General features: G+C 65.9%; 12 protein-coding genes and 1 tRNA gene. All 13 read right to left on the reverse strand.

Features of this window, described 5'->3' with window-relative positions:
• Positions 1-2,576, reverse strand: a 2,576-nt coding sequence (gene rpoB / locus ACTIF2_RS27480; protein WP_439500323.1) for a DNA-directed RNA polymerase subunit beta, incomplete at its 3' end; no start/stop codon positions are given.
• Between the two features lie 379 nt (positions 2,577-2,955).
• Positions 2,956-3,339 (reverse strand): 50S ribosomal protein L7/L12, encoded by a 384-nt coding sequence (gene rplL / locus ACTIF2_RS27485; protein ID WP_439500324.1) that lies wholly within the window; start codon positions 3,337-3,339, stop codon positions 2,956-2,958.
• 54 nt (positions 3,340-3,393) lie between these two features.
• Entirely contained in the window at positions 3,394-3,909 is a 516-nt protein-coding gene (rplJ, locus tag ACTIF2_RS27490) for a 50S ribosomal protein L10 (RefSeq protein WP_439500325.1), read from the reverse strand.
• 502 nt (positions 3,910-4,411) lie between these two features.
• The gene (gene rplA / locus ACTIF2_RS27495; protein WP_439500326.1) at positions 4,412-5,110 is read right to left on the reverse strand and encodes a 50S ribosomal protein L1; all 699 of its coding nucleotides are present in this window, start codon (positions 5,108-5,110) and stop codon (positions 4,412-4,414) included.
• Between the two features lie 13 nt (positions 5,111-5,123).
• On the reverse strand, positions 5,124-5,555 hold the full coding sequence (rplK, locus tag ACTIF2_RS27500; protein ID WP_439500327.1) for a 50S ribosomal protein L11: 432 nt from the start codon (positions 5,553-5,555) through the stop codon (positions 5,124-5,126).
• A 155-nt stretch (positions 5,556-5,710) separates the two neighbouring features.
• Complete coding sequence (locus ACTIF2_RS27505; RefSeq protein WP_439500328.1) at positions 5,711-6,328, reverse strand: cytochrome b; 618 nt, start codon at positions 6,326-6,328, stop codon at positions 5,711-5,713.
• A complete protein-coding gene (locus ACTIF2_RS27510) occupies positions 6,325-7,935 on the reverse strand; it encodes a methyl-accepting chemotaxis protein (protein ID WP_439500329.1) in 1,611 nt (536 codons plus the stop codon). The genes ACTIF2_RS27505 and ACTIF2_RS27510 overlap by 4 nt, the downstream gene beginning before the upstream one ends.
• 109 nt (positions 7,936-8,044) lie before the next feature.
• A complete protein-coding gene (gene nusG, locus ACTIF2_RS27515) occupies positions 8,045-8,578 on the reverse strand; it encodes a transcription termination/antitermination protein NusG (RefSeq protein ID WP_219188905.1) in 534 nt (177 codons plus the stop codon).
• Positions 8,579-8,701: 123 nt separating this feature from the next.
• Complete coding sequence (secE, locus tag ACTIF2_RS27520) at positions 8,702-8,896, reverse strand: preprotein translocase subunit SecE (RefSeq protein ID WP_439500330.1); 195 nt, start codon at positions 8,894-8,896, stop codon at positions 8,702-8,704.
• 173 nt (positions 8,897-9,069) lie between these two features.
• Positions 9,070-9,810, reverse strand: a complete 741-nt coding sequence (locus ACTIF2_RS27525) for a class I SAM-dependent methyltransferase (protein ID WP_439500331.1) — start codon at positions 9,808-9,810, stop codon at positions 9,070-9,072.
• Between the two features lie 19 nt (positions 9,811-9,829).
• Positions 9,830-9,905, reverse strand: a tRNA-Trp gene (locus ACTIF2_RS27530).
• Positions 9,906-9,988: 83 nt separating this feature from the next.
• A complete protein-coding gene (locus ACTIF2_RS27535) occupies positions 9,989-10,912 on the reverse strand; it encodes a dihydrodipicolinate synthase family protein (protein WP_439500332.1) in 924 nt (307 codons plus the stop codon).
• 204 nt (positions 10,913-11,116) lie between these two features.
• Positions 11,117-11,197 (reverse strand): EF-Tu C-terminal domain-related protein (locus ACTIF2_RS27540; RefSeq protein ID WP_082617441.1); only part of this gene is annotated, 81 nt, incomplete at its 5' end.

Consider the following 11,197-nt stretch of genomic DNA (forward strand, 5'->3'; position numbering starts at 1 on the left):
CGCGTGATTTCCTCGGGGCCCAGCTTGGTGTCGCGGGCCATGACCTCGAATTCCTCGATATGGATCGAGGTGAAGATGTCTTCCGAGACGATCTTCTCCGAGAGCAGGATCGAGTCCTCGAAGTTGTAGCCGTTCCACGGCATGAACGCGACGAGCACGTTGCGGCCGAGCGCGAGCTCGCCGAGCTCCGTCGACGGGCCATCGGCGACGATGTCGCCCTTCTTGACGACGTCGCCGACGCGCACCAGCGGACGCTGCGTGATGCAGGTCGACTGGTTGGAGCGCTGGAACTTCTGCAGCCGGTAGATGTCGACGCCCGGCTTGGTCGGGTCCATCTCGTCCGAAGCGCGGATGACGATACGCGTCGCGTCGACCTGGTCGACGACGCCGGCGCGGCGGGCCGCGATCGCGGCGCCCGAGTCACGGGCGACGACCGCTTCCATGCCGGTGCCGACGAAGGGCGCGTCGGCACGAACCAGCGGCACCGCCTGGCGCTGCATGTTCGAGCCCATCAGCGCGCGGTTCGCGTCGTCGTTCTCGAGGAACGGGATCAGCGCCGCGGCGACCGAGACGAGCTGCTTCGGCGAGACGTCCTGGAAATCGACCTTGTCGACCGGCGTGACGATGACCTCGCCGGCGCGGCGGCAGACGATCAGGTCGTCGGTCAGGCGGCCGTCCTTGTCGACGGCGGCGTTGGCCTGGGCGACGTTGTACTTCGCCTCCTCCATCGCCGAGAGATAGATGATCTCGTCGGTCTGCTGGCCGTCGCGGATGCGGCGGTAGGGGCTCTCGATGAAGCCGTACTTGTTCACCCGCGCGAAGGTAGCGAGCGAGTTGATCAGGCCGATATTCGGGCCTTCCGGCGTCTCGATCGGGCAGATGCGGCCGTAATGCGTCGGGTGCACGTCGCGCACCTCGAAGCCGGCGCGCTCGCGGGTCAGGCCACCCGGGCCAAGCGCCGAAAGACGACGCTTGTGAGTGACTTCCGAGAGCGGATTCGTCTGGTCCATGAACTGCGAGAGCTGCGACGAGCCAAAGAACTCGCGCACCGCGGCAGCCGCCGGCTTGGCGTTGATCAGGTCCTGCGGCATCACCGTGTCGATATCGACCGACGACATGCGCTCCTTGATGGCGCGCTCCATGCGCAGCAGGCCGAGGCGATACTGGTTCTCCATCAACTCGCCGACCGAACGCACGCGGCGGTTGCCGAGATGGTCGATGTCGTCGATCTCGCCCTTGCCGTCGCGCAGGTCGACCAGCGCCTTGACGACCGCGAAGATGTCCTCCTTGCGCAGGATGCGCACGGTGTCCTCGGCGTCGAGGTCGAGGCGCATGTTCATCTTGACGCGGCCCACGGCCGAGAGGTCGTAGCGCTCCGGATCGAAGAACAGCGACTGGAACATGTTCTCCGCGGTCTCGAGCGTCGGCGGCTCGCCGGGACGCATGACGCGGTAGATGTCGAACAGCGCCTCTTCGCGGCGCGAGTTCTTGTCCACGGCGAGCGTGTTGCGGATATAGGGGCCGACCGTGATGTGGTCGATGTCGAGCACCGGGATCTCGTCGAAGCCCTCGTCGGTCAGCAGCTTGAGCAGCTTCTCGTTGAGCTCCTCGCCGGCCTCGGCGAAGACCTCGCCCGAGGCCGGGTTGACCAGGTCCTCGGCGACATACTGGCCGTAAAGATCGTCGTCGGTCGCGCGCAGGAACTTCAGGCCCTTCTCGGCGAGCTGGCGGGCGGTCCGGGCGACCAGCTTCTTGCCGGCCTCGACCACGACTTCGCCGGTATCGGCGTCGATCAGATCGACGGTCGCCTTGAAGCCCTTCATCCGCTCGGCGTCGTAAGGCACGCGCCAGCCCTGCTTGTCCTTGGCATAGGTGATGTGGGCGTAGAAGCGGTTGAGGATCTCCTCGCCGTCCATGCCGAGCGCGAACAGCAGCGAGGTGACCGGAATCTTCCGCTTCCGGTCGATGCGCGCGTAGACGATGTCCTTGGCGTCGAACTCGATGTCGAGCCAGGAGCCGCGATAGGGGATGATGCGCGCGGCGAAGAGCAGCTTGCCCGACGAATGGGTCTTGCCCTTGTCGTGGTCGAAGAACACGCCCGGCGAACGGTGCATCTGCGAGACGATGACGCGCTCGGTGCCGTTGACGATGAAGGTGCCGTTATCGGTCATGAGCGGCATGTCGCCCATGTAGACATCCTGCTCCTTGATGTCCTTGACCGACTTCGCCTGGGTGTCGGGATCGATATCGAACACGATCAGGCGCAGCGTCACCTTGAGCGGCGCCGAGAACGTCATGCCGCGCTGGCGGCACTCGTCGACATCGTATTTCGGCGGCTCGAAGGTGTACTTGACGAACTCGAGCAGCGAGGCGCCCGAGAAATCGCCGATCGGGAAAACCGACTTGAAGACCGACTGCAGGCCCTCGTCGCCGCGGCCGCCCTTGGGTTCCTCGACCATCAGGAACTGGTCGTAAGACGCCTTCTGAACCTCGATGAGGTTCGGCATCTGCGCGACTTCCTTGAGCTTTCCGAAGAACTTGCGGACGCGCCTGCGGCCCTGGAGCGAATTGACCATGTTGTTCCTCGCAATCTCCGGAGCACGGCGCCGAAAGGTGGAAACCACTTTTCGGAGAACGCCTTGCTCCAACCCTACAGTTCAGAGGCGGATTCAGATGCTGGATCGACCCGATCCGGCATCATCCGACTCTGGACGGCTTACCCGGCGGCCACCAAGGCCTCAGTGAGGCGGCCGCAGGCCGCCGGGTAAGCCGTTCGGCGCCTATCGCGCCGACATCGTCTGAACTGGCTTTCACATGGCCTGTGCCAGGAAAGCCCCTGCGTATTCGTGTGCGTCGGTCCGTTGCTACGGAAACGACGCAACAGCCCCGGAGGCGGAAGACCGCCCCGGGACTGTCGTGTTCAGTTAGGGTCGGACCGGCATCAGCCGGCCCTGCTCACTTGAGCTCGACCTTGGCGCCGACGGCCTCGAGCTGCTTCTTGAGCTTCTCGGCCTCGTCCTTGCCAACCGACTCCTTGACCGGCTTCGGGGCGGCCTCGACCAGATCCTTGGCCTCCTTGAGGCCCAGGCCGGTGATGGCGCGGACTTCCTTGATCACCTCGATCTTCTTGTCGCCGGCGGCGGCAAGAACGACGGTGAACTCGGTCTGCTCTTCAGCGGCGGCGGCAGCGCCAGCACCACCAGCGGCCGGGCCGGCCGCAACGGCGACGGCGGCGGCGGCGGAAACGCCCCACTTCTCTTCGAGAAGCTTGGCGAGGTCGGCGGCCTCGAGGACCGTCAGGGAGGACAGCTCGTCGACGAGCTTAGCAAGATCAGCCATGGTTATGTTCCTACGTAAAAGAGGTTCGAACGTTGATCAGGTTTGGGGACGGCGTCAGGCCGCATCCTTGTCGGCATAAGCCTGAAACACGCGCGCGAGCTTTGCGGCAGGCGCTGTCGAGAGCTGGGCGATCTTCGTTGCGGGGGCCAGGAGAAGGCCGAGCAACTTGGCGCGCAGTTCGTCGAGCGAAGGCATCGTGGCAAGCGCCTTGACACCATCCGGGTTCAGGGAGGTCTTGCCCATCGCGCCGCCGAGGATGACGAGCTTGTCATTGTCCTTGGCGAAAGCGACGGCGACCTTCGGCGCCGCGACCGGATCGCTGGAATAGGCGATCAGGGTGGGGCCCTTCAGCAGGGGGCTGATGGACGCGACGTCGGTGCCTTCAAGAGCGATCTTGGCCAGCCGGTTCTTTGCGACCTTCACGGTTGCGCCCGCCGACTTCATCTCGCGACGAAGCCTCTGGAACTGCGCGACCGTCAAACCCGCATAGTGGGCCACGACAACGACCGACGTGTTTGCGAACACGCCGTTCAGTGTCGCGACGGCATCATTCTTTGCCGCTCTTTCCACTGGGCTCTCTCCGGTAGGCGGCAGGACGAAACCTTACCGCCAGTTGCACGTGTCGCGCAGGCTCGGCCGATTGACACCGTCCGATCGCTTGCGCGACGCTCAGTGCCCTGTCCCCTCGCGCGGCTTGCACCGTGATCGGGCGAGATGGTTCGAACCATATCGAGGCCTTGCGGGCCTCGTTTAAGCTCTTGCACCGTCTATGCAGGCCTCTTGGCGAAATTATGCCCTCGGGCGAACCCTCAGTGCACCTGCAGTCTCAGACAGGACTGGGTGATTCTGGTCCGAAGATCGCTCTCCAGCCCTGAAAAACCCATTCTTTGGCGGCGAACCGCCAAAAAACGCGAAACGGACCCCCTCGTGCAAAGCACGCGGAAGCCCTGATCACTTATGGAAACATCGGGTCGTCATAACGACTTCCCTCGCTTCTGCCAAGTGGCGTCTTGCCCCCGCAAGTTCAAGACGCGAGCGACGGCGGCCTGGTGGCCGCCGTCAGAGCAGCCGTTCAGCCGCCCAGAACCGTGTTCGGCTCGATCTTGACGCCCGGGCCCATGGTCGAGGAGATCGCGACGCGCTGGACATAGGTGCCCTTGGCGCCGGCGGGCTTCGCCTTGGCGACCGAATCCGCGAAGGCCTTGATATTCTCGGCCAGCTTCTCGGCCGTGAACGAGACCTTGCCGACGGCGGCATGCACGATGCCGGCCTTCTCGACGCGGAACTCGACAGAGCCGCCCTTCGAGGCCGCGACCGCACTGGTCACGTCCATGGTGACGGTGCCGACCTTCGGGTTCGGCATCAGGCCGCGCGGGCCCAGCACCTTACCGAGACGGCCGACCAGCGGCATCATGTCCGGGGTCGCGATGCAGCGGTCGAAATCGATCGTGCCCTTGGACACGGTCTCGACCAGCTCCTCGGCGCCGACGATGTCGGCCCCGGCCTTCTTGGCCTCCTCGGCCTTGGCGCCGCGGGCGAAGACGGCGACGCGCAGGACGCGGCCCGAGCCGTTCGGCAGGTTGCAGACGCCGCGGACCATCTGGTCGGCGTGGCGCGGATCGACACCGAGATTCATCGCGACCTCGACGGTCTCGTCGAATTTCGCGGTGGCGCGATCCTTGATCAGCGCGACGGCCTCGGTGAGCGGGTAGAGCTTGGTGCGGTCGATGCCCTCACGGGCCTTCACGACGCGCTTTGCGACATGTGCCATTTTCGGTTCCCCCTCAGCCCACGACTTCCAGGCCCATGGACCGGGCGGAGCCCTGGATCATGGCCATGGCGGAATCGACGCTGTCGCAGTTCAGATCGGCCATCTTCTTCTCGGCGATCTCCTTGACCTGCGCCTTGGTGACCTTGCCGACATTGCCGCCGCGACCCGGCGTCTTCGAACCCGAAGCGAGGCCGGCGGCCTTCTTCAGGAAATACGAAACCGGCGGCTGCTTCATCTCGAAGGTGAAGGAGCGGTCCTGATACGCGGTGATGATCACCGGAATCGGCATGCCCTTCTCGAGCTGCGCGGTCTTCGCGTTGAAGGCCTTGCAGAATTCCATGATGTTCAGGCCGCGCTGACCGAGCGCGGGACCGATCGGGGGCGACGGATTGGCCGCGCCCGCCGGCACCTGAAGCTTCACGTAGCCCGTGATCTTCTTTGCCATGATGGCTGCTCCCGCCGTCCGCTTCGGAGCCAACCGAAACGACGACGACCCCGCCCGGACATAGCTCGTCCCGGACCGGGGTGGTTGCAGAGCGTGGTGCGGCGAGGAACTCCGGCTGGCGAACCGGCACGCCTCCCACGCATGTGAGGCGCGGCCTATGGCATATTAGACGGCGCAGGGGAAGAGCCTTCCGGCTGCGGCATCTTTGCGGCCGCCGTCGCCTGTCGCCCCGCCCCGCGCTGGATGTAGTCGCCGAGCGCGATGCCGATATGCAGCACGACGAGCGCGATGAGCGCGAAGGCGAGCCAGGCATGGCTCTTGAACAGGAGCTCGGAATACCCCGCCCCTTCCGGCCAGATCGCCGGCAGCGACAGGCCGAAATAGAGGCCTCGCGCCCCGAAATCCGAGACGCCCGCCCATCCCAGCAGCGGCACCAGGATCAGCGCCGCATAGAGCACGCCATGAACCGCGTGGTTGCCGGCGTCCCTATGCCACCGGCCCGTCAGCTTTGTCAGGACGCGATGGCTCATCCTGACCAGCACCAGCCCGAACAGGAGCGCGCCCGCGCTCTTGTGGAGCGTGTAGAGCGCGTCCGCCATCGGTCCGTCGCCGATCTGCTTCATCAGCACACCGGCGCTGAACAGGCAGAAGACCAGCAACGCCGTCGTCCAGTGCAGGAGCTTCGCCAGCATCGGAAAGGGACGCCGCGCAGCCGCCTGCGCCGGAAGGCCCGAAGCCGATTCGGCATAACCGGATGAGACCAGCATGGTCATGCGCTTGCCCGTTGTGTTTCGGTGATGAAGCCATCGACCACCTGGCGCAGTTCCACCGCCTGGCGATCGAGGTCGGCGGAGGCCGACGTCACCACCTCGGCAGTGCGCCGCCAGTCCTCGACCATGCCGGCCACCTGCTCGACCTGCTCGGCCACGAGGCGGACGTCGCCTGCCGTCTTGGTGGTGCTGGAGCTGATCGAGCGCGAGCTCGCATCCTGCTTGCGCGTCAGTTCGGCAATCGAATCCGCGGCGCTCTCGACCTGGTTGACGGAGGTCACCAGCGCGCCGACGCGCATGGTGATGCGCTGCGCCGCGACATTGATCGAATCGAGTCCGAGACGCACTTCGTCGGTCGCCGCCGCCGTGCGGTTGGCCAATTGCTTGACCTCCGAGGCGACAACCGCGAAGCCGCGCCCGCTTTCGCCGGCCCGCGCCGCCTCGATCGTGGCGTTGAGGGCCAGCAGGTTGGTCTGGCTGGCCACCGCGCTGATGATCTTGATGATCGCCGAGATGCTGCCCACCGCCTCGCAAAGCGCCACCGTATCCGCGGTCGCCTCCTCGACGAGCGATTTCGCGGCGTCGGCGACCTGCGTCGTGCGCTGCGCCTCGCTCGCGGTCGTCGTCAGTAGATGGGAGACCTCCGCCAGCGAGCGCGACACGTCGTCGACATGGGCCGAGGCGCGCTGCGTCGACTGGGCCGCCGCCGTCGCATGCTCGTCCACGGAGCCGGAGAACTGCGACAATTGTCCCGACGCGCCCGACATATGCGCGGCGTGCCGCTCCAGAGCCGCCGCGATGGCGGCGATGCGCTGCTGGAACGCCATACCCTGCGCCTGCAGGCGCTCCTGGCGCTCGACTTCGCTCGAAAGCGCGGCCACGCGCCCCCTGGCGGCCGCCTGCTGGACCTGCTCGTCGCGCAGATGCGTCAGCAGCGCCCTGGCCAGCATGCCGATCTCGTCGCGCCGCATCGCCAGCTTGCCGATCCAGCCCTGATCCTGTTCGACGGATCCGAGCGACCGCGCCATGCCGATGATCGGCTTCACCAGCCAGCGATATTCGAGCGAGACGATCAGGACGACGAGGAAGATGCCGAGCAGCGAGAGCAGCATCTTGTTCTGGCGGGCGTTCTCGACATGATAGGCCAGCCTGGCGCTGACATTGCTCATCGCTTCGTTCAGGGCGATGCGCAGTTCGTTGCGCTTGCCCGCCAAGCGCTTCAGGCCCTCGCGGGCCTCGATGTGGTCGGACCCGATATTGCGCGACATCTCACCGAGCAGCTCGACGGCTTCCTGCGCCCGGGCATGCACGGAGCCGTGCAGCCGCACGGCAATCCCAGCCATGGCCTGCGAAACGCTATCCAGATCCGCCCGCACCGGCGCCGGCCCGCTATCGGACAGCAAGGCCGCGACGAGACGTTGATAGGCAGGATCGGCCGATGTCAGCGCGTCGGCGGCGCTCGTATGGGCGACCAGATCGCGCGAGAAGCCCGAAAGCCGCGCCGCGCTGATCAGGTCGGTCGCGGCGAAGAGGCCGGCAAGGATGCCGAGCAGCGCGCCCCACACGGCCAAGCGCTGGCCGACTGTTGCTTTGAAGCTTTTGGGGAACATGCGGTCCGCGCCAGTATCGTCGGCGCAGACCTTGCGTCAGTTCGATTAAAACCCGCTTAAAACCGCGCAACCCCAAGGAGGCCCCAGCAGCGGCCTCGCGGGAGCGTGATCAAAGCTTCTCGACCTGCCCGTATTCGAGCTCGACGGGCGTCGCGCGGCCGAAGATCGAGACCGCGACCTTGAGCCGGGCGCGGGCATGGTCGACATCCTCGACGACGCCGTTGAACGAGGCGAAGGGGCCGTCGGCGACCTTGACCTGCTCGCCGACCTCGAAGACCACAGTCGGCTTCGGCCGCTCGATGCCTTCGGCGACCTGGCCCTTGATCCGCATCGCCTCATGCTCGGGGATCGGCATCGGCTTCGCCTTGTCGGCGCCGAGGAAGCCGGTGACCTTCGGCGTGTTCTTGATGAGATGGTAGACCTCGTCGGTCATCTCGCATTTGACCAGGACATAGCCCGGGAAGAACTTGCGCTCGGCATCGACCTTGCGGCCGCGGCGGACCTCGACGACCTTTTCGGTCGGCACGAGCACTTCCTCGAACTTGTCGGCGAGATTGCGCTGCGCCGCCTGATCGCGGATCGACTGCGCGACCTTGTTCTCGAAATTCGAATAGGCGTGGACGATGTACCAGCGGGTGCTCACGTCAAAACTCCGCATAGAGCCGGATCGGTTCCGGTCGCTTCCGACCGGAAGCGTGAATCCGTCTCAATTCAATAAGACGCATGATATCAGCCGAAAACCGCGCAGCGCTTTTCGGCATCATGCTTACCGTGCGCCGAGGATGAAACCGAGCGACCAGCGAATGACCGTATCGGTGAAAAGGAAGAACAGGCTGGCGACGACGACCATGGCCAGCACGAGGCCGGTGGTGATCAGCGTCTCGCGGCGCGAGGGCCAGGTCACCTTGGACGCTTCGGAACGGACGTCCTGCAGGAAGCTGAACGGATTGGTCTTGGCCATCGGGCGGTCACCTCGGGTTCCGGACCGCCATCCGGCAGGCGCCGAAGGAGCGATTCGTCACGTCCTGAAAGATTCGCGGCGCGGGGCCCAGGGAGCCGCGCGCCGTCATGAGGAGCCTCTTACAACGCTCCGGCGCGTTAGCCAAGCGCTTTTGAGCCGGAGAACCTCCTGCCTCAGCCGGCCTCCGGCTTGCGGCAAGCGATCAGCAGAAAGGGCGGACGGCCGCGCTCGCGAGCCCATTCGGGATTGGCCGCGACCTGCTCGGGACTTGGGGCCCACTCTTCGAGATGGCTGAGGCTGAAGCCGGCCCGCAACAGGATGCCGAGATAGGTCCCGATCGTCCGATGCTGCTTGATGACGCCGTCGGCCAGCCAGTCGGTGCGCCGCGGCCCCTCGTCGAGATAGGCGTCGAGCGGCCAGGTCTCGTGCCCGCTCGCGTCGGAACGCCAGTTCGGGCTGCTCGGCGCAGTGAAGATCGGATGCTCGACCGAGCAGACGAGGGCGCCGCCCGGGCTCAACGCCGCGTGGACGGAAGCGATCAGCCCCTCCAGATCGCGCAGATAGTGGAAGGCGAGCGAGCTATAGGCGAGATCGAAGGCGTCTGCCTCCGGCCGGAACCGCTCCAGGTCGGCCTTGAGATAGGACACCGCCGGATCCCGCGTTTCGGCCCGGGCGCGTGCCAGCATCTTCTCGGAAAGCTCGACGCCGAGAACGCTGGCGGCGCCCTCTCCGGCGGCCCAGCGACAGAACCAGCCGAAGCCGCAGCCGAGATCGAGCACCCGCTTGCCGCGAACCGCTGGCAGCAGGCGGCGCAGCGAAGCCCATTCCGGCGCGCCGTCGAGCCCATGGACGGAACGTGGAAGCTGGCTGTAGCCTTGGAAAAAGGTCTCGTCGTCGTAGATGTTCTGCGTCATCGCAGCACGACCGTGAGACTGGCAGGGGCGGCAGGGCTCGAACCTGCGACACCCGGTTTTGGAGACCGGTACTCTACCAACTGAGCTACACCCCTGTAGTCGCGCAGTGCTTTGCCCCAAGAGGCCGGCGTTTTCAAGTCGAAATCACGGCCACGACATCGGCGCGTCGCGTTCATGCTCACAGATCAGCGGCGCCGGCGGCCTTCTCGCGATACGGCCCGAGCTGCTCGGCATATTTCTGGACGAGCCTGAGCCCGAATTCGGTGGGCCGCATGGCGGGGGCGCGGTCATGGATCTCGATCCCGGCGCGCGCGCCCATGATGCGCTTGCCGTAGCAGATCAGGCTTTCGATCGACTGCATGATGAAGGTGATCGCCGGCAGCACCCCGTGATAGGCCGCTTCCGCACCGGCCTCATCGCCGGCGATGTAATGCTCGTAGGTCCGCACCGAATGGTCGATCGTGTCGGGCGCCAGGATCAGCCCGACGCAGCCGGCCTTGAGGTTGTCGATCAGCTCGAGCCCGCCGCGTCCGTTCAGGATCGGCAGCCGCTCCTGCGTGACCTCGATCAGATGCCTGATCTCGACCGCCGGCCCCTCGCCCTTGATCAGGCAGATATTGGGATGCTGCTTGACGAGCTCGCGGATGTCCTCGGCCGAGAGCCCACGGCCCATATAGGCCGGCGCGTTCTGGATCGCGACCGGAAGCGATGTCGTCTCGGCGACGCGCCCGAAGAAGCGGATATATTCGGCCGCACCGAAGGAGCCGACCGGCGGTGGCTGCAGGATCACCCAATCGGCCTTCGCCGCCTCCGCCGCCTTGACCTGCTCGACCTGCTCGGCAACCGACGCGCCGAAGATAGTGAAGGCGAGCGGCAGCTTGCCGCCGGTATCCTCCGAGACCCACTCCATCACCGCGCGGCGCTCGGGCACGGTGAGCTTCGAGACCTCCGTCGCCAGCCCCAGCGCCGCCATGCCGTGCACGCCCTGCTCCAGGCAGAGCTCGGTCTGGCGGCGCATCGCCGCGCGGTCGAGACGCTCCTGCGCGTCGAACAGCGCAAAGACGATCGCGTGAATGCCTGGAAACGGCGCCTTGAAACCCATCGAACCCTCCCTGCGTCGGGGCGGCCAAGGTCCGGGCTCCATCCATGCAGGCCCGGCACATCCGCCCGTTTCGCCACACTAGAGCACGATGCCGACGCTGCGCCGATGCCGCTGACGCAAGCCCCCTACCCGGCTGCGTCGGCCCGAACGAAAAAGGGCGGCGTTGCCGCCGCCCTTCCCCGATTTCAGCCCTGACCTTGAAGATCAGGCGATGATGCTTGCGACGACGCCGGCACCGACGGTGCGTCCGCCTTCGCGGATGGCGAAGCGCAGCTTCTCCTCCAT

It is taken from the genome of Allobosea sp. (assembly GCF_051860145.1).
Taxonomy (GTDB): Bacteria; Pseudomonadota; Alphaproteobacteria; order Rhizobiales; family Beijerinckiaceae; genus Allobosea.